This is a genomic window from Planococcus sp. 11815 (assembly GCF_051096385.1).
In the GTDB taxonomy this organism is placed as follows: domain Bacteria; phylum Bacillota; class Bacilli; order Bacillales_A; family Planococcaceae; genus Planococcus; species Planococcus citreus.
Genome location: NZ_CP096991.1, coordinates 2,054,272 through 2,074,071, shown reverse-complemented (window position 1 = coordinate 2,074,071; position 19,800 = coordinate 2,054,272). Strand labels below are relative to the sequence as shown.

Below are 19,800 nucleotides of genomic sequence, written 5' to 3'. Positions count from 1 at the left end.
CATGAAATTAGAGGAGAAATACATACCGCCATCCTCCAAACTGATGGCTGATTATACGAACGAAGAACAAACGATTTTGCGATACTTTTCCTATGGGCCTTCCTTGAAACAAGCCCGTAAAAGGCTTGAAACTCTTGAAAGCCATCCGGTCGATCGCGAAAAGCTGGTGTCCATCATCGCAAGTTATATGGAACCTTTCGGAATCTCTGAAGCGGCAAGGCAAAATCTTGAGCGTTTCGAAAAAGGCGCATCGGTCGTCGTCACAGGCCAGCAGGCCGGGTTATTGACCGGTCCTTTGTATACGGTGCACAAAGCAATTTCTTCGATTTTATTGGCGAAAGAAGCTTCTGAAAAGCTAGATACACCGGTCGTGCCGGTATTTTGGATCGCCGGGGAAGACCATGACTTGGCCGAGATTTGCCATATTTACCGCGAAACGAACGGACGTGTCGAAAAGCTGAATTACCCGCATGCCAAACTTGGGAAATGCGCTGCTTCACACGCACCGCTTAAAGCAGATGAAATCGAGGCGTTTTTGGAAGAATATTTCCGCAGCCTGCCCGAGACCGTGCATACGAAGGAAATCCATTCCTTAGTATTTGGCCATCTCGAGAAAGCCGATACATTTACCGCATTTTTCGCAAGTTTGCTCAATCATTTCTTCAACCAGGAAGGCTTGCTTTATATTGACGCAGCCTATGAGCAATTGCGCGCCTATGAATCAAGCTTTTTCTCACAGATCATTGGGAACAGCAAAGCGATAGCGAAAACAGTTGTGGAAACTGAAATAGCGCTTCAAGAGGACGGTTATACAGCAGGGATCGATGCCAGAGAGGAAGCGGCGCATCTCTTTATCACGATCGAAGGCGAACGCCTATTGCTCGAGCGTGATGGTAGCCGTTATGCCGTCAAGAATACGGCAATCAGCTATACGGAACAGGAACTCTTGGAGATTGCCAAGAACGAACCCCAGCGTCTCAGCAATAACGTCGTAACACGGCCGTTGATGCAGGATCTCGTCTTTCCGGTGCTCGCTTTTGTCGGCGGGCCAGGCGAAATCGCCTATTGGGCGGCGTTAAAAGGCGCATTCGAAGTCATGGGAATGGAGATGCCGATTGTCATGCCAAGGCTCAGTGTCAGCTTGGTCGACCGCCGGACTGCAGCACTTTTGGAGAAGCGGAACTTGAGTTTTGAAGAGGTCGTCGTGGAGCGGAAAATTCCCCAATTGCGCAATGAACTTTTCGATCACATAAGAGACGAAGAAACGGAAGCGAAAATTGATGAAGTCAAACAAGGCTTGGCGAAAGAGTACGAAGAACTGATCAGCCGTTTTACAGCGGTTAGTGCCGGGCTCACGCCTTTGGCCGAGAAGAACTTGCGCATCCACTTGGCTCAGCTCGACTTCTTGAAACACAAACTGCAAGATGAAGTGGCGATCCAGAACAGCACGCAGTTCAATCAACTTGCAACGATCGAAAATGCCCTCTTGCCGGAATCAGGGTTGCAGGAGCGGATATATAACCCGGTCCCTTATTTGAACCAGTATGGCAAAGCTTTAGTGGAAGACCTATTAGCGCTGCCGATGAAATACGATAACACCCACAAAATTGTCATTCTTTAACTTGGAAAAGCCTGCATATGCAGGCTTTTTTTATGTGAAGTAAACTCTTTGAGATGAAATGCTGTAACAATAGTGAAATATTTCAAAAACAAGTGGTGGCATGTGGGGGAATGTGGTACATTAATTATAATAAGTGGGGTGAAAGGCATGTTCATGGGCGAATTTCAACACAATGTTGATGCTAAGGGCAGATTAATCGTTCCTGCAAAATACCGTGAATTGCTTGGTGAGCATTTTGTGATCACCAGAGGCCTGGATCAGTGCTTATTTGGTTATCCGATGAATGAATGGAATAAAATTGAAGAAAAATTAAAAGAAATGCCAGTTACGAAAAAAGATGCGCGCGCATTCACCCGTTTTTTCTTCTCAGGGGCCCAGGAAGTGGAACTTGATAAGCAGGGGCGCGTCAATATACCTGCCAACCTTTTGTCATATGCCAAAATCGAAAAAGAGTGCGTCATTCTCGGCGTCTCCAACCGCTTTGAAATATGGTCGAAAGATGCATGGGAAGCGTATTTCGAAGAATCCGAAGAATCCTTTAATGAAATTGCCGAAAACTTAACTGACTTTGATTTTTAATTAGCGAATGGGGGGACTGGGTTGTTCAATCACACTACAGTTTTGCTGCATGAAACTGTCGATGGGCTGAACATTCGTCCTGATGGCATATATGTAGATTGTACACTCGGCGGTGCCGGCCACAGCGAATATTTGGCCCAGCAGCTATCCGATCAGGGACATCTGTACTGCTTTGATCAGGATGTAACAGCAATCGAACATGCAAAAGAAAAACTGAAAGACCATTTACATAAGATCACTTTTATCCATGCAAACTTCAAAGATTTAAAGGAAGAATTAGAACAACGCGGAATCGAGCACGTGGACGGCATCTTATATGACCTGGGCGTTTCGTCGCCGCAGCTCGATACGCCGGAACGCGGATTCAGCTATCATCATGACGCCCCACTCGATATGCGCATGGACCAAAGTGCGGAACTGAGCGCTTACCATGTCGTGAACGAATGGCGCTTCGAAGATTTGGTACGCATTTTCTACCGTTATGGAGAAGAAAAGTTCTCCAAGCAGATTGCACGTAAAATCGAAGCTGCGAGAGAAAAACAACCAATCGAAACGACAGCGCAACTGGTCGAATGCATCAAAGACGGCATTCCGGCGCCAGCGAGGCGTAAAGGCGGGCATCCGGCAAAACGTGTATTCCAGGCGATCCGCATCGCGGTGAACGATGAGCTTGGGGCTGCTGAAACTTCTTTGCAGGATGCGATCGACATGCTCGCAATCGGCGGAAGAATCAGCGTCATCACTTTCCATTCGCTCGAAGACCGCTTGACGAAGGCATTATTCAAGGAAGCTTCATCACTTCCGGAACTGCCGCCGAACTTGCCGGTCATCCCGGACGGTCTTGAACCGAAATTGAAATTAATTACTCGAAAACCAATATTGCCATCGGAAGAAGAATTGGCGCATAATAATCGGTCGCGTTCCGCCAAGTTGCGGATTGCGGAGAAAATCAAACTCTAAGGACGTGTTTAAATGGCGTTGAATGCGAGAACCCAAACCTACATCCAGCAGCCGGCCGTTCCGCAAAGTCCGAATAGACAGCCGGCAAAAAAGAAAAAACGCATTACGAAGGGCGAGAAAATCCTTTACACAGCTTTCCTGGCTGTCTGCATCATGTGCGCATTGCTCGTCTTGCAAAATCAGTCGACAATCCAAGCTTCCACGCAGGAAATCCAGACAATTGAAAATTCAATCAATGAAACGACGAAACAAAATACCGATTTGTCCGTGCAAGTAAGTGAACTGTCTTCATATGAGCGCATTTGGTCGAAAGCAAAGGATTACGGCTTAAAATTAAATGAGCGAAATGTAAAGGTAGTGCCGGGACAATGAAGAAAAAATTTCGTTTTCAAGGAGGAGCCTTTCTGCTATTTTTACTATTTGCAGGGCTCTTTTTCCTTTTAATGGCCAGAATAATCACAATTCAAGCGACGGGCAAAGTGGAAGGTCAGGAATTGGCTGCGAGAGCAGCTGCCAAATACAGCCAGGAAGAAGTACTGACCGCAGAACGCGGGAAGATTTTGGACCGCAACGGCGAAGTCATTGCAGAAGATACATTGACGTATAAATTAGTGGCGGTGCTGGATGAATCGGTAACGACGAATCCAAAAGAACCGAATCACGTGATCGATGCCGAAGAAACGGCAGCGTACCTTTCTGAGCAATTGGGGACGCCGAAAGAAGAGTTAGTCAGCATTCTGGAAAATGGAATCGAAATAGACCGTTATCAGGTGGAGTTCGGCGCAGCCGGACGCGAAATCAGCCACACACAGATGCTTGAGATGAAGGAAAAAGATCTGCCGGGCTTATTGTTTGTCAAGGACCTTAAACGCCTTTACCCGAACGGTGTGTTCGCTTCCCATCTGATCGGCTTCGCCATGAAAGAAGAAGTCGAGGATGGCCAAGTGAAGACCAAAGGCAAAATGGGCTTAGAGTCCATTCATGACGAAGTCTTGACGGGCAAAAACGGTAAAATGGAGTTTGATACGGATAAATGGGGATATCTATTGCCGAACAGCCAAGAAGCTGTCACTCCCGCTATCGACGGATCCAATCTGCAATTGACGCTGGACCGCACGCTTCAGAACTTTTTGGAAGATGCCATGTCGAGCGTCCAGGAAGAATACAACCCGGCACGCATGATCGCTGTGATCGCCGATCCGGATACCGGCGAGATCCTGGGCATGTCCCAGCGCCCGACCTTCAACCCGAACACGCGTGAAGGCTTATCGGACAATTGGTTAAACGAGAGCATCGAACTGACAATCGAGCCTGGCTCGCCGATGAAAGTATTCACATTGGCGGCAGCTGTCGAAGAAGGCAAATGGGATCCGAATGCTTATTATGATTCCGGGACCTATACGCTGCTGGACCGCACAATCGGCGACCATAACAGCGGCCGCGGCTGGGGCAGCATCACGTTCCTTGAAGGCTTCCAGCGTTCTTCCAACGTCTCGATGGGTTATTTACTTGAGCGCCTCGGTGCGGATAATTTCATGAATTACATCGATGCCTTCGGTTTCGGCGAAAAAACCGGCATCGATTTGCCGAATGAAGCGGCAGGAAAGATCCTGGATCAATACCCGATCAATAAATTGACCACTTCCTATGGACAAGGATCGACCGTTACGCCGATTCAGATGATCCAGGCAGCAACAGCCGTGGCTGGAGATGGCACGATGATGAAACCGTATATCATCGATCAAATCAAGAATCCGGATACAGGCGATGTAACTGTGAAATCTGAACCACAAGAAGCCGGTACGCCGATTTCAGCAGAAACCGCGAAAAAAGTGCGTGAAATCATGGCTTCCACTGTCACATCGGAAGTCGGCTCTGCGCAAGGCTTCGCATTGCAGGATTATTCTGTAGCAGGGAAGACCGGTACCGCACAAGTTCCTGGAGAAGACGGACGGTATATGACGGGCTCGAACAATTATTTGTTCTCATTCCTCGGAATGGCCCCGGCAGATGACCCGGAACTATTGATTTACATCGGCGTGCAGCAGCCTCAATTGCCTGCGGATGAATACGGTTCTGTCCCGGTATCCAAAATCTTCACGTCTGTCATGGAAAACGGATTGAAGTATTTGAACATCGCACCTGAGAATTCAGTGGAAGCAAAGACTGTTGAAATTGAAGACTATAAAGGGCTTCCTATGGAAGAGGCGGTTTCTCAGCTAAAAGCCAAGGAGGTGAACCCGATTATCGCTGGTGATAATTCTCAAATAAGTGATCAATATCCAGCAGCCGGCGAGAAATTGGTGGCTGGTGAAAATATCATTTTGAGAACTGGCGGTACCACGGCCATTCCAGATTTCACGGGCTGGTCGAAGCGGGAACTATTGGCGTTCCAGGCGCTCAGCGGATTGCCGCTTGAAATTGCAGGCCAAGGTTTTGCCATGACGCAAAGTGTGGCACAAGGAGCAGTACCGGATAAAGGCGAATCGGTAATCATCGAATTGCAGCCACCGGAAATATTTTATCCGGAGCAATCGCTGAATGCTGAAAAAGCGCAGGAGACTGAGACTGAACAAGCTGCAACAGAAAGCCAGGAAACCACTGAAACTACAACAGAACCCATAACTGAAGAACCAACAGAACCAACAGAACCAACAGAACAACAAACGGAACAACCTGTGAATAATGAATAAATGAACGAGTGTACTCGTCTTTAAAGGAGCTCTATTATGGAAGGTATAAATATATTTGGATTTGGGATTGCATTGGTCATGACCGTTGCATTGATGCCAGTATTCATCCCACTATTGAAACGCATGAAATTCGGGCAAAGCATCCGTGAGGAAGGCCCGCAATCCCATTTGAAAAAAACAGGGACACCAACGATGGGCGGATTAGTATTCCTTATTTCCATCATCGTCACGGTCCTATTGGTCGCCGCTTTCAATGGTGAATTGACAACGCCAGTGGTCATTTTGCTGATTGTTCTATTCGGTTACGGATTGATCGGATTTTTGGATGACTTCATCAAAGTGGTGCTCAAGCGCAATCTTGGGCTGACGTCACTGCAGAAATTGCTGGCGCAAATTGTCATTGCCGTTTTGTCGTTCTTTTTACTGCGCGCAAACGGCTTTGATACGGCACTCGGCATTCCCTTTACGGATGTATCCATCGAACTTGGTTGGGTATATGTCTTGTTCATCGTGTTCTGGTTGGTCGGCTTCTCAAACGCCGTCAATTTGACGGATGGTCTTGACGGGCTGGTCGCTGGAACGGCATCCATCGCTTTTGCTGCATTCGGCATATTGGCGATCGTCCAGCAGGAAACCGGGATTGCCTTGTTCACGTTTGCTGTTGCAGGCGGGCTGATCGGATTCCTCGTTTTCAACAAATACCCGGCAAAAGTATTCATGGGCGATACAGGTTCCTTGGCTCTTGGCGGTGCACTTGCCATGGTTTCGATCCTACTGAAACAGGAATTGCTCTTGCTCTTGATCGGTTTGGTGTTCGTCATTGAAACCGCTTCGGTCATTTTGCAGGTCGGAAGTTTTAAACTACGGAAAAAACGCATATTCAAAATGAGCCCGATCCATCATCATTTTGAATTGAGCGGCTGGTCTGAATGGAAAGTAGTCACCGTATTTTGGGGTGTCGGCTTCATCAGCGCTGCGATTGCCGTTTTATTGGAGGTCATGTAAATGAAAGATTTGCCGCAACTGCATCAAAAGAAAGTGCTTGTGCTCGGATTGGCGAAGAGCGGTTTTACCGCTGCACGCCTTTTACATAAACTCGGGGCTTTCGTGACGGTCAATGATTCCAAGCCCTTTGAAGAAAACCCTGAAGCCCAGGAACTATTGAATTTGGGTGTCACGGTCATTTGCGGGCGTCACCCGGAAGATTTATTGGATGAAGGTTTTGAGCTGGTCATCAAGAATCCGGGGATTCCTTATCGCAACCACCTGATCCAGAAAGCATTGGAAAAAGGCATCCCGGTATGGACCGAAATCGAACTGGCTTACCGCATCAGCGAAGCGCCGTTTATCGGCATCACGGGGTCGAACGGCAAAACCACGACGACGACTTTGTTATTCCATATGCTCAATCAAGATGGTAAATCACCGCTTATTGCGGGGAATATCGGCACAGTGGCAAGCGGAGTGGCAGAAAAAGCGACAGCTGACCACGTTATTGTCACAGAACTTTCTTCATTCCAACTAAAAGGGACGGAATCGTTCCGCCCGCATATCTCGATTATCACCAATTTATATGAAGCGCATCTTGATTATCATGGATCGCTGGAAGACTATATCGGATCGAAAAAGAAAATCACGGAAAACCAGACGGCTGATGATTATTTCATTTACAATGCCGACCAGCAAATGCTCGTGGACCATGCCAAGACTGTTAAAGCACAAGGCATTCCTTTCACCTTGAAAGGCCGCACCGAAGAAAGCATCAGCGCAGACAGCGACTATATTTATTGGCAAGGCGAACCGCTGATCGAGCGCAAGCGGATCATGCTGGCAGGTGAGCATAATCTTGAGAACATTTTGTCCGCCACTGCGGCAATGCTTCTTTCAGGAGGAACGAAAGAAACCATCATTCGCGTATTGACTTCTTTCACTGGGGTTAAGCACCGTTCCCAATTCGTTGGGGAATGGCAAGGAAGACGGTTCTATAACGATTCAAAGGCAACGAATGAACTTGCCACCAAGAGTGCGCTGGAAGCTTTCAACGACAACATCATTTTGCTTGCGGGGGGACTGGAGCGCCAGCATTCCCTAGAAGAATTGCGTCCCTATATGGACCGCGTGAAAGTGCTCGTCACTTTCGGCGAGACGGCAGACCGTTTTGCTGAATTTGCAGGAAGCTGCCATGTCCCGACGGTCATCAAAGCTGGATTGATGGACGACGCGGTCGAAAAGGCGGTCAGCCACTCCTCTGCGGAGGATACAATCCTATTGTCTCCTGCTTGTGCGAGCTGGGATCAATACGAAAGTTTTGAAGTCCGTGGCGATGCGTTCATCGAAGCGGTACGGAAATATACAGAAGCGAACGAATAAGGCGAAGGAGCGGCGGATATGGACAAAGTTATAGACATCGAAGAACGCATACCAACGCTCCGGGAGCGGCGCAGAAAAAGGTCGAACCGCAAGTTTGCGGCATTATTGACCGTTTTCGTTTCGTTGCTGTTCATTCTTTTATACAGCCAGTCCACTTACAGCGAAATCCGCGACATCAAAGTCACAGGTGCTGAATTGTTCGATGGCGAGAGTTATAAGCAGGCCAGCACTTTGGCTGTGGGGGAATCGATGTGGTCATTTGACAGCGGGGAGATCGAACAAGAAATCGAATCGCTAGAGTGGGTTGAATCGGCAACTGTCGAAAAGAAATGGCTGAGCTCTGTTGAAATCGAAATCGAGGAATTTGTCGAGATGGGGTATTTGGACCAAGGCAATAGCTATCAGGTGGTCTTGTCGAATGGCGTCGTGCTCAATCAGCCAATCAGCGTTGTGGAAGGACCGATCTTTTCGAATTTCGAAGATGAAGCGAAACGGGAAGCGCTGATTGAACAATTGGTCAAAACCGACCCGGAAGTGCAGAATCTCATCTCGCAAGTTATTTTGGATACAGAACAGGAACGTGCGGATTACATCACAATCTATATGAATGACGGAAACGAAATCAAGGCGATTTTATCGACTTTAGCAGAGAAGATAAATTATTATCCGTCTGTTACCGCTCAATTAGAAGACCGCAAAGGCATCATCGACATGGAAGTGGGCATCTATTTCCGTTCCTATAACGATGTGTTTGGATTGGCGGAAGCGGGTGAGGAACTTGAAAATGTCGAAGAACAATGACCGCAAAAGCATCAGCAAGTCGATCATCTTCTCGCTCGTTTTCTTAGTTCTCGGGTTTCTCATGGCCTATTCCTATAGTTTATCGAACCAGCGGGAAGCGGAAAATGATTTTACGGGAGCCAGCTTTTTCGAGCAAAAAGAACAATACCGGAAAGAATTAATCGAACAGCAAGAGCGTAATAAAGAATTACGCGCAGAGTTGGATGATAAGCAAAAAGCCGTCCAGGAATTCGAACGGTCAGTGGTGGATGGCGAGGAAAACTATACGGCATACGCCCGGGAAGCAGAAGAATTGAGACGCTTCCTCGGGCTTGTTCCGGTTAAAGGGCAAGGCTTGAAAGTGACTCTCGAGGACGGCGAGTACACGGCTGACCATGTGAACCCGAACGATTATATTGTCCACGAAAGCCATGTGTTTCAAGTAATCAACGAACTCTATATTTCAGGAGCCGAGGCGATTGCGGTGAATGGCCAGCGGATTCACGGCAATTCCCATATAGTTTGTACAGGCCCTGTCATTACAGTCGATGGCATCCAGCATCCTGCGCCTTTTACCATCGAAGCGATTGGGAGTCCGGAAGTATTGGCTGCCTCCATGCAGCTGTCAGGCGGCGTCCAGGACCAGCTCGTCAACGATAACATCATTGTAACGCTTGATTCAGGGCAAGCCATCCGCATGCCGGCACTTTTGTCGGAGTTGGATACAGGGGGATGACGATGAAAAAACGCATTACTGGCCGTTTTACGGTCATTCTTTTTGTCATCGGTTTTATGACTGCAACACAATACAATACTGTGAATACGGATGACAGCCGGGATTCCCGGGATACATGGGAAATCCGTCAGCAATTATCGCGGGAAAAGCAACTTCATTCGGAATTGCTGTCGGAAATCAGCCTACTGGATGAGACACTCGGCAAGTATAGCGATGAAGCGACTCAAGATCCGGAGGCGGTTTTGAAAGAGACGGTCGAAGATTTGCGGATCACTGCCGGCCTTTCGCAAATGAGCGGGCCGGGAATTGAACTCGAGATCAGCCCTTCGCTTGAAGCGATTGCGCTAGGAACCGAAATAACAGAAATTCCACCGGATTTATTGATCCGCTTGGTGAATGAAATCAACCGCTTTGACGGCATCGAGCTGGCGATTGCTGGGGAGCGTGTCATCAACACGACCGCGATACGCGATATCAATGGCTACACCACAGTGAATACTGAGCCTATCTCGACGCCACCGTTTGTGATTACTATTACGGCAACGAGCATGGAAGAAGCACGGAAACTTTCTAGTTATTTAACGGCTTCTGCAATTCACGATGATTTTTACATAGACGATTTGACGATCACTATTTCGGAGCCGCAGGAAGAATTGACGCTGCCGGCTTTCGATGAAGAAATCAACATAGATCATCTTCAAGCCGAGGAGGGGGAGTAGGAATGTGGATATCGATTCTTGGATTGCTGTTGGGCATTTCGCTCGGCTTGTTGACAGATATCCAAATACCGCCTGAATATGCCAGTTATTTGTCAATAGCAGTGCTGGCTTCACTGGATACGCTGTTCGGTGGTATACGGGCCCACTTGCAGCAAGTTTACGATGATAAAGTGTTCGTTTCAGGTTTTTTCTTTAATATCGTACTGGCTGCAGGCCTCGCTTTTCTCGGCGTCCATTTAGGTGTAGATTTGTATTTGGCAGCCATTTTCGCGTTCGGTGTGCGGCTATTCCAGAATATAGCGGTGATTCGCCGCATTCTGCTTGCGAAATGGGCCGAAAAAAAGAAGCTTGGTGAGGCAAATTGACGAATTGCAGGAAAATTTTCTAAGTTTCGCTATTTTACTTAGACAAGGTGTGTATTTTACAATAGAATGTAATGTAGAGAAGTTTTATAAGGAGGTGCCACGAGTTGAGTCAATCAGAATTATATGTAAGTTTGGATATCGGGTCTTCCTCCGTCAAAGTATTGATCGGGGAAATGACCAATAAATCGTTGCACGTCATCGGCGTTGGCAACGTCAAATCTAATGGAATCAAAAAAGGTGCGATTGTTGATATAGATGCAACTGTCCAGTCCATTAAAAAAGCTGTCGATCAGGCAGAGCGCATGATCGGCAAAGAAATCCATGAAGTCGTGCTGGGAATTCCAGCCAACCAAGTGGCATTACAGCCGGTTAAGGGAATCGTTGCAGTAAACAGCGAGAACCGTGAAATCACGGATGAAGATTTGGAACGCGTTTTGGAAGCGGCACAAGTCATGTCGATCCCGCCAGAACGTGAGCTAGTCAACATCATTCCTGAAGAATATGTCGTCGACCACTTAGGCGAGATCAAAGACCCTAGAGGCATGATCGGCATCCGCCTTGAAATGGATGGTACAATGGTGACGACTTCGAAAACGGTCTTGCACAATGTGCTTCGCTGTGTTGAGCGTGCTGGCCTCGAAATCCGTGAGATTTATGTCCAGCCTCTAGTAGCCGGAAGCTATGCGTTGACGGAAGATGAAAAGAACCACGGAACGGCCTGTATCGATATCGGCGGTGGATCAACTTCAATCGCAGTATTCCGCGATGGCCACTTGCGTGCGGCATCCGTCATTCCAGTGGGCGGGGATCACGTAACGAAAGATTTGTCGATCGTTTTGAAAACGCCGACAGAGCAGGCTGAAAAAATCAAGCTCGAACATGGCCACGCATTCTTCGACGATGCTTCAGAAGAAGAAGTATTCGAAGTGCCGGTGATCGGTTCGGACTCAAGAGAACAATACAGCCAAAAATACATATCTGAAATAATCGGAGTTCGCATGGAAGAACTTTTCGAATTGATTTTGGATGAGTTATATCGCCTCGGCGTCGATGAGCTGCCTGGTGGTGTCGTATTGACAGGCGGAATGGCCAAAATGGATGGCCTTCCAGAACTGGCAAGAAGCATTCTCCAAACGCGTGTGCGCCTGTTCACGCCTGAATTCATCGGAGTTCGCGAGCCGCAGTATACAACAGCGGTCGGATTGATCCAATACGCTTACGCAGAAGATTTGTTCTACGGAAACGTCGGCCATAGTTCAGCAGCAGCACATTCGCAGAAACCTGAGTATGTGGAGCAGCAGCCGAAAAAGCAGAAGCAGCCGAAACAACCGAAACAGGATAACGAAGGTGTCGTAAGCAAAGCCAAAAAAATGTTTGATCGTTTTTTTGAATAAAATCATCATTGTGTCCGGCTTATGTTCAAAAGCTGAGCAATCTTAGGAGGAAAAAAGAATGTTGGAATTTGATACAAATATCGATGCATTAGCCGTAATTAAAGTCATTGGTGTCGGTGGCGGCGGAAACAACGCAGTCAACCGGATGATCGAACATGGAGTTCAAGGGGTGGAATTCATCGCTGTTAACACAGACGCGCAAGCCTTGAACCTTTCGAAAGCGGAAACACGCCTGCAAATCGGCGGAAAATTGACGCGCGGCCTTGGCGCTGGCGCTAACCCGGATGTCGGGAAAAAAGCAGCAGAAGAAAGCAAAGAACAGATCGAAGAAGCTTTGCGTGGAGCCGATATGGTCTTCGTCACTGCCGGTATGGGTGGGGGCACTGGTACGGGTGCGGCACCTGTCATCGCAGGCATCGCCAAAGAACTTGGCGCTTTGACAGTTGGCGTTGTTACTCGCCCGTTCACATTCGAAGGACGCAAGCGTTCGACTCAGGCTATCGGCGGAATCGCGACGATGAAAGAGTCAGTCGATACATTGATTGTTATCCCGAACGACCGCCTACTTGAAATCGTCGACAAAAATACGCCGATGCTAGAAGCATTCCGTGAAGCGGATAATGTTCTTCGCCAAGGTGTACAAGGCATCTCTGACTTGATCGCAGTTCCTGGTCTTATCAACCTTGACTTTGCCGATGTGAAAACGATCATGTCGAACAAAGGATCAGCACTTATGGGCATTGGTGTCTCTTCTGGAGAAAACCGTGCTGCCGAAGCAGCGAAAAAAGCTGTATCGAGCCCATTGCTTGAAGTATCTGTCGATGGGGCGAAAGGCGTCTTGATGAACATTACAGGCGGTTCGAACTTGAGCTTGTATGAAGTGCAAGAAGCAGCCGATATCGTCGCTTCCGCTTCTGATGAAGAAGTGAACATGATCTTCGGTTCCGTTATCAACGACAACTTGAAAGATGAAATCGTCGTTACGGTTATTGCTACTGGATTCAACGAAGAACAATTGAACCCTGCTGGACGTGCACCACGCGGATCTGGATTGAACGCAAACCGTATCCAATCGATCCAGCAGCAAAACCCGGCTCCTTCCATTCGTGAAGCACGCCGCGAAGAACAGTCCCAGCGCCGCGAAGAACAAACTCCTTATTACAACCAGGAGCCTCAGCGCCAGGATAAGCAAAGTGAAGATGCGTTGGACATTCCGACATTCCTTCGCAACAGACAAAAACGCCGTTAATACGAAAGCAGCTGCCAATTTGGCAGCTGCTTTTTTGTTTTTGGAAGGCTGTAGAATTTCTTTTAACGGCGGTTGCCACGGTTCCTTCATAATTTTGTTGAAAAATGGGCGGCTTTATTGTTTTAATGCCAGGCTGAATTGATAAATCAGCTTCGGCTTGGTACAATAAAGTGAACTTCTATAGAAAAGTTGTGAGCAGATGAAAGCGATTAAACCGAAGTTTGAAGAAATGGCCCATACATTAAATCAAATCCATAGCGGCATTGAAATCGTCGCAGTCACAAAACAAGTCGGAATCGATAGAACCCAGGAAGCCGTCGATGCGGGCATCCGCCATCTCGGTGAAAACCGTCCGGAAGGCCTCAAGATGAAGCATGGGGAGATAAAAGGCGATGTCGTTTGGCATTATATCGGTACGCTTCAGTCGCGGAAAGTCAAGGAAGTGATCGGTCTGATCGATTATCTTCATTCGCTGGATCGACTGAGCCTGGCGAAAGAAATCCAAAAACGTGCCGATAAGCCAGTCAATTGCTTTATCCAAGTCAATGTTTCCGGCGAAGATTCCAAGAGCGGCTTTTCTGCTGAGGAAGTTCCCGCATTTATCGAATCCCTAAAGGATTTCGATAAAGTGCATGTGGTCGGTTTGATGACCATGGCCCCGAACACAGAAGATGAAGCTTTATTGAGAGCGACTTTTAAAGGTTTGAAAGACTTGCAGCTGCAAATCGCAGCGAACAACTGGGAGCACGCCCCTTGCACAGAATTGTCGATGGGCATGTCCAATGATTACCTGATTGCGGCTGAAGAAGGCGCGACGTTCGTTCGCGTCGGGACCGCATTGGTAGGGTCGGAAAGTGAGGCGGAAAGATGAGCATGAAAGATAAATTCAAGAATTTCTTTTATCTGGACGAGTACGAGGAAGAGCCCGTCCAGGAAGAACGCAAGCAGCGGCCCGTGCAGCGTTATGAGAAGCCTGCCCCGGCAGCTGCCGAACAGCCGCAGAAGAAAGCACCGAAAGCACCAAAGCCAGTGAAAGAACGCCGTGAGAATTTGGAGGAACCTACCGTGCAGAATTTAGTCAATTTGCAGAATTCATCTGCTTCTTCATCGAAAGTCAGTTTGGCGGAACCGCGCGTCTATGCGGAAGCGCAGGACATTGCAGAAAGCTTGAAAACAAAACAGGCCGTCGTGGTCAACTTGCAGCGCATTGAACGGGACCAAGGCCTTCGGATCATCGATTTCCTGAGCGGCACTGTCTATGCACTAGGTGGGGACATTCAACGTATCGGGACGGACATTTTCCTATGCGTGCCGGACACGGTCGAAGTGGATGGCGCCATCTCCGATTATTATCACGACGATCAACAATAGAAAGGTGCTAAAAATCGAATGTATCTTCTTGTAAATTTATTATTGAGCGCTATTAACATCTACTTTTATATCCTGATTATCAGCGTCTTCATGAGCTGGGTGCCGAGCATCAAGGAATCTGCATTCGGTCAGATGATCTCCCGGATTACCGATCCTTATTTGGATATTTTTCGCCGCTTCATCCCGCCGATCGGCATGATCGATATCTCGCCGATTGTGGCTATTTTCACATTAAGTCTCGCAAGCCAAGGAATCATTACATTGGCTGAGTACCTTCTCTGATAAGAAGCTGAATAAAGAACAGCTGATATAGGAAGACGGAGAATCCATTTCTCTGTCTTTTTTATTTGCGGCAAACTGCGAAAGGGTTTTTCTGCTGTTTGTAGAATGCTTGTTAAACAAAGAACGAATCCAAGAACCGGAGGGAACGGCCTATGGAAGAGATATTCCAGCATTTTCGCAAAGACGAACAACAATTTATCGAGCAGGCATCGGACTGGCTGCGAGATGTAGAAGATATGTATGCGCCGAAGCTCACCGATTTTCTGGACCCGCGCCAGCGCTTTATCGTCAAATCGCTGATCGGCGGCAGGGAAGTGGAAATGGCTGCTTCCGGCTTGTTCAGCCAGGCAGAGCGGCAGCGCGTCTTGCTGCATCCTTCATATTACGTTCCGGAAGAAAGTGATTTCCAAGTGACTATGTTCGAGCTGCGCTACCCTGTGAAATTCGTTACCTTGAAGCATCCCGACATTCTCGGCGCACTCATGTCGCTCGGTTTGGAACGGGGGAAATTTGGGGATATCCGGATCGGTGAAGGCACCGTGCAGCTCGCAGTGATGGAGGAAATAGCGCCGTATTTGCGCGCCAATTTTATCAGCGCCGGCAAAGTGAAAGTCCAGCTCGAAGAAGTGACCGACCCCGCCGACTATCTCCCGGTCATCGAGGAGTGGACGGAAGAGGCGCATACGGTCAGTTCGCTGCGGCTCGACACGGTCATGAGCTCGGTCTATAAGATTTCCCGCCAGAAAGCAGCCGCATTGATCGGCGGCGGTAAAGTGAAAGTCAATTGGACAGCACAAGAAAGTGTCTCGTTTGAACTGCACGAATCCGATTTGATTTCAGCGAGAGGGCTCGGTCGCGTGCAAATCATCGCAATCGAAGGACGAACGAAAAAGGACAAGATCCGCCTGCAGGTCGGCAAATTGGAACTGAAAAAATAAAACACCTGCGAATGTGGTGAATATTACTGAAATTTCTCGCCATGACAGGTATAATGAGTGTAAACATGCAGAGAGTAAGGAGAGATACGATGCCTTTATCACCATTAGATATACATAATAAAGAGTTCAGCCGCGCATTCCGCGGTTATCAAGAAGATGAGGTCAATGAATTCCTCGAGCAGATCATGAAAGATTACGAAAAAGTCATTAAAGAACGGACTGAAATGGAAGAGCGCATGAAATCCACGGATGAGCGCATGGGCCATTTCACCAATCTGGAAACGACTTTGCAAAAATCGATCTTCGTCGCTCAGGAAGCGTCAGAAGAAGTCCGCCGCAACGCCCAGAAAGAAGCGGATTTGATCGTTCAGGAAGCGGAGAAGAATGCAGACCGCATCGTCAATGAATCTTTGGCGAAAGCGCGCCGCATCGCGACCGAAATCGAAGAGTTGAAAAAGCAGTCGAAGATTTTCCGCAATCGTTTCAAGATGCTTGTGGAAGCGCAGCTTGATTTGATTGAAACGGAAGACTGGAACACATTGCTTGAATACGACTTGGACACGGAAAACCTTGACCAGATCGAGAAGAACGAAGCGGAAAGCGCGGCGAAGGAATAAGCCCGCTCTTGACTGAGGCCCATTCTGCTTCTATAATTACGACATACTTACAAACGCATTGATGGAGACAGTACAAAACGGAAATCCGATCGAGCGAGCCGGGGGCGGTGGAAGCCTGGCGCGGGTCCGTCTTGGAAAATCACTCCTGAGCTGGACCGGTGAACGCAAGTAACCGGGCCCGTCCCCGCCACGTTACGGTGTAGAGTTGGCAGCGCACAGCTGCAACAAGGGTGGTACCGCGAGCTTCTCGTCCCTTTCCAGGGATGGGGGCTTTTTATTATGCTTACAGGAGGAATGGAAAATGGATTATAAAGATACATTATTGATGCCAAAAACCGAGTTTCCGATGCGCGGCAATTTGCCGAACCGGGAACCTGAAATGCAAAAGAAATGGGAAGAAATGGACATCTATAAAAAAGTCCAGGACCGGACAAAAGGCCGTCCGTTCTTCGTGCTTCATGACGGGCCGCCATATGCGAACGGCGACCTTCACATGGGACACGCTTTGAACAAAGTATTGAAGGACATGATCGTCCGCTCGCGCAGCATGATGGGCTTCCACGCCCCTTATGTCCCAGGCTGGGATACACACGGTTTGCCGATCGAGCAGGCATTGACCAATAAAGGCGTGAACCGCAAAGAATTGTCACTCGCGGAATTCCGCAAGCTATGTGAGGAATACGCATACGAACAGATCGACAGCCAGCGTTCACAATTCAAACGGATCGGCGTACGCGGTGACTGGGAAAACCCATATGTTACATTGAAGCCTTCTTATGAAGCGCGCCAAATCGAAGTATTCGGCAAAATGGCCAATAAAGGCTATATCTATAAAGGCTTGAAGCCGGTTTACTGGTCCCCATCCAGTGAATCGTCGCTTGCTGAAGCGGAGATCGAGTATCACGATAAAAAATCACCATCGATCTATGTATCCTTCCGTGTTACAGACGGAAAAGGCGTTTTGGATGAAGGCGTCAAGCTGGTCATCTGGACGACGACGCCTTGGACGATCCCTGCCAACCTCGGAATCTCCGTTCATGCGGATCTGGATTACGTGGAAGTCTCTCACGGCGGTTCAAAGTTCGTCGTTGCGAAAGATTTGCTAGAAGAAGTGGCAAAAGAGCTGGAATGGGCGGATTATGAAGTGGTCCGCACAGTGAAAGGCCAGGAACTGGAGTATATCCAGGCGAAACACCCATTGTATGACCGTACGTCACTCGTCATGCTTGGCGACCATGTTACGACCGATTCCGGTACAGGTTGTGTCCATACCGCTCCTGGACACGGGGAAGATGACTTCTTGATCGGCAAAAAATATGGTTTGGATGTATTGTGTCCAGTCGATGAGCGCGGCGTCATGACAGAAGAAGCGCCAGGATTTGCGGGCGAGTTTTACGACAAAGCGAATAAATCGATCACTGAAGCATTAGATGAAGCAGGCGCACTAGAAGCCTTGTCGTTCATCACCCACTCGTACCCTCATGACTGGCGTACGAAAAAACCGGTCATCTACCGTGCGACTGCGCAATGGTTCGTATCGATCGATGCGTTCCGCGACCAAATCTTAAAAGCAATCGATGAGACATCGTTCACTCCGGCATGGGGCGAAACACGTCTTTACAATATGCTGCGCGACCGTGGCGACTGGAACATCTCCCGCCAGCGCGTATGGGGCGTCCCGATTCCGGTATTTTATGCGGAAAACGGCGATCCGGTTATTACAGAAGAAACGATTGCGCATATCGCCGAGCTATTCCGCGAGCACGGATCGAACATCTGGTTCGAGCGCACGGCAGCGGAATTATTGCCGGAAGGCTTTACGCACCCGAGCAGCCCGAACGGCATCTTTACGAAAGAAATGGACATCATGGACGTTTGGTTCGATTCCGGTTCGTCCCATCAGGCAGTGCTCGATGAGCGCGAAGACCTTCAATACCCGGCTGACCTTTATCTCGAAGGCTCTGACCAATACCGCGGCTGGTTCAACTCATCGCTTACGACGAGCGTCGCCATCAACGGCATCGCTCCGTATAAAGGAGTATTGAGCCACGGCTTTACATTGGACGGCAATGGCCGCAAAATGAGTAAATCGCTTGGCAACGTCATTGTGCCGGCAAAAGTCATGAACCAAATGGGAGCGGACATCCTGCGCCTATGGGTTTCTTCTGTCGACTATACAGCGGATGTGCGCGTATCGGATGATAACTTTAAGCAAGTATCTGAAGTGTACCGCAAAATCCGCAACACGCTGAAATTCCTTCACGGCAACTTGGCTGATTTCGATGAAACAAAAGACCGTGTAGCGTTTGAAGACATGCGTGAAATGGACCAGTACATGGTCATGAAATTGAATAAATTGATCGAAACAGCGACTAAAGGCTATGAGAATTATGAATTCGCATCTGTCTATTTGGCATTGAACAGTTATTGCGCCAATGATCTCAGCTCGTTTTATCTCGATGTCGCAAAAGACGTCGTCTATATCGAACGCGCTGACCATCCGCACCGCCGCGCGATGCAGACAGTGATGTTCGACAGCTTGATGGCACTCGTCAAGCTTGCATCCCCAATCTTGCCGCATACAGCGGATGAAATGTGGTCGTATCTGGAAGCCGCTTCAGAAGAAAGCGTCCAGTTAACCGACTTCCCAGAAGTAGTAGAGCGTCCTGAATTCAAGGATCTTGAAGCGAAATGGAGCCGTTTCATGGACGTCCGTGACGATGTCTTGAAAGCTTTGGAAGAAGCGCGTGCTGCGAAAACGATCGGGAAATCGCTTGAAGCGAAAGTAACGGTCTATGCAAGTGACGAGTTGGCGAACTTATTGCCAGCTATCGATTCCAATCTCGCGCAATTGTTCATCGTTTCCGAATATGAATTCGGCGGAGCGAGAGAACAAGCGCCGGAAAATGCGCTTTCACTCGATGAAGTATCAGTCATCGTAGAAAAAGCACAAGGTGAGAAATGCGGCCGTTGCTGGACGATCTCCAAGCATGTCGGCGAATCGGAAGCACATCCTGAGCTTTGCCCACGTTGTGCAGAAGTCGTTGAAATCGAATACGCTTAAGTTTGAACGGTCCGAAAGCCGGTTATCCGGTTTTCGGACTTTTTTCTTTTTTCGCCCGCTCT

Annotated in this window: 19 protein-coding genes and 1 other annotated feature; all 19 genes read left to right on the top strand. The window is 48.4% G+C overall.

The features are described 5' to 3' along the window. Position 1: 1 nt before the first annotated feature. The 19 genes from bshC to ileS all read left to right on the top strand — a co-directional run bounded on the left by bshC (position 2) and on the right by ileS (position 19,738). On the top strand, positions 2-1,621 hold the full coding sequence (gene bshC / locus M1Q06_RS10565; RefSeq protein WP_434399546.1) for a bacillithiol biosynthesis cysteine-adding enzyme BshC: 1,620 nt from the start codon (positions 2-4) through the stop codon (positions 1,619-1,621). Positions 1,622-1,768: 147 nt separating this feature from the next. Continuing rightward, the gene (gene mraZ, locus M1Q06_RS10560; RefSeq protein ID WP_121297765.1) at positions 1,769-2,200 is read left to right on the top strand and encodes a division/cell wall cluster transcriptional repressor MraZ; all 432 of its coding nucleotides are present in this window, start codon (positions 1,769-1,771) and stop codon (positions 2,198-2,200) included. Between the two features lie 21 nt (positions 2,201-2,221). Beyond that, complete coding sequence (rsmH, locus tag M1Q06_RS10555) at positions 2,222-3,160, top strand: 16S rRNA (cytosine(1402)-N(4))-methyltransferase RsmH (RefSeq protein ID WP_121297764.1); 939 nt, start codon at positions 2,222-2,224, stop codon at positions 3,158-3,160. 12 nt (positions 3,161-3,172) lie between these two features. Further along, positions 3,173-3,532: a cell division protein FtsL gene (gene ftsL / locus M1Q06_RS10550; protein ID WP_058383507.1), complete on the top strand. Its 360-nt coding sequence runs from the start codon at positions 3,173-3,175 to the stop codon at positions 3,530-3,532. Next, entirely contained in the window at positions 3,529-5,853 is a 2,325-nt protein-coding gene (locus M1Q06_RS10545) for a penicillin-binding protein (RefSeq protein WP_434399545.1), read from the top strand. The genes ftsL and M1Q06_RS10545 overlap by 4 nt, the downstream gene beginning before the upstream one ends. 36 nt (positions 5,854-5,889) lie before the next feature. Then, entirely contained in the window at positions 5,890-6,858 is a 969-nt protein-coding gene (gene mraY, locus M1Q06_RS10540; protein WP_121297762.1) for a phospho-N-acetylmuramoyl-pentapeptide-transferase, read from the top strand. Continuing rightward, positions 6,859-8,223, top strand: coding sequence for a UDP-N-acetylmuramoyl-L-alanine--D-glutamate ligase (gene murD / locus M1Q06_RS10535; RefSeq protein WP_434399544.1), 1,365 nt, complete (start codon positions 6,859-6,861; stop codon positions 8,221-8,223). It abuts the gene before it with no gap. Positions 8,224-8,241: 18 nt separating this feature from the next. Continuing rightward, entirely contained in the window at positions 8,242-9,024 is a 783-nt protein-coding gene (locus M1Q06_RS10530) for a cell division protein FtsQ/DivIB (RefSeq protein ID WP_121297760.1), read from the top strand. Then, a complete protein-coding gene (locus tag M1Q06_RS10525) occupies positions 9,002-9,739 on the top strand; it encodes a DUF881 domain-containing protein (RefSeq protein ID WP_434402867.1) in 738 nt (245 codons plus the stop codon). The genes M1Q06_RS10530 and M1Q06_RS10525 overlap by 23 nt, the downstream gene beginning before the upstream one ends. 2 nt (positions 9,740-9,741) lie before the next feature. After that, on the top strand, positions 9,742-10,458 hold the full coding sequence (locus M1Q06_RS10520) for a DUF881 domain-containing protein (RefSeq protein WP_434399543.1): 717 nt from the start codon (positions 9,742-9,744) through the stop codon (positions 10,456-10,458). 2 nt (positions 10,459-10,460) lie between these two features. Next, positions 10,461-10,823, top strand: a complete 363-nt coding sequence (locus M1Q06_RS10515; RefSeq protein ID WP_121297757.1) for a small basic family protein — start codon at positions 10,461-10,463, stop codon at positions 10,821-10,823. Positions 10,824-10,927: 104 nt separating this feature from the next. Next, entirely contained in the window at positions 10,928-12,217 is a 1,290-nt protein-coding gene (ftsA, locus tag M1Q06_RS10510) for a cell division protein FtsA (protein WP_068462961.1), read from the top strand. A gap of 58 nt (positions 12,218-12,275) precedes the next feature. Further along, positions 12,276-13,466: a cell division protein FtsZ gene (ftsZ, locus tag M1Q06_RS10505; protein ID WP_058383516.1), complete on the top strand. Its 1,191-nt coding sequence runs from the start codon at positions 12,276-12,278 to the stop codon at positions 13,464-13,466. A gap of 199 nt (positions 13,467-13,665) precedes the next feature. Further along, positions 13,666-14,337, top strand: coding sequence for a YggS family pyridoxal phosphate-dependent enzyme (locus M1Q06_RS10500; RefSeq protein WP_121297756.1), 672 nt, complete (start codon positions 13,666-13,668; stop codon positions 14,335-14,337). Beyond that, on the top strand, positions 14,334-14,837 hold the full coding sequence (locus M1Q06_RS10495) for a cell division protein SepF (protein WP_058383518.1): 504 nt from the start codon (positions 14,334-14,336) through the stop codon (positions 14,835-14,837). Before M1Q06_RS10500 ends, M1Q06_RS10495 begins: the two co-directional genes overlap by 4 nt. Positions 14,838-14,855: 18 nt before the next feature. Further along, a complete protein-coding gene (locus M1Q06_RS10490; protein WP_121297754.1) occupies positions 14,856-15,119 on the top strand; it encodes a YggT family protein in 264 nt (87 codons plus the stop codon). Between the two features lie 152 nt (positions 15,120-15,271). Then, complete coding sequence (locus M1Q06_RS10485; protein WP_434399542.1) at positions 15,272-16,057, top strand: RNA-binding protein; 786 nt, start codon at positions 15,272-15,274, stop codon at positions 16,055-16,057. Between the two features lie 89 nt (positions 16,058-16,146). Further along, positions 16,147-16,674 (top strand): DivIVA domain-containing protein, encoded by a 528-nt coding sequence (locus tag M1Q06_RS10480; RefSeq protein ID WP_434399541.1) that lies wholly within the window; start codon positions 16,147-16,149, stop codon positions 16,672-16,674. A gap of 49 nt (positions 16,675-16,723) precedes the next feature. After that, positions 16,724-16,932 (top strand) — a binding site (T-box leader). A gap of 43 nt (positions 16,933-16,975) precedes the next feature. After that, positions 16,976-19,738 (top strand): isoleucine--tRNA ligase, encoded by a 2,763-nt coding sequence (gene ileS, locus M1Q06_RS10475; protein WP_434399540.1) that lies wholly within the window; start codon positions 16,976-16,978, stop codon positions 19,736-19,738. Positions 19,739-19,800: the final 62 nt, after the last annotated feature.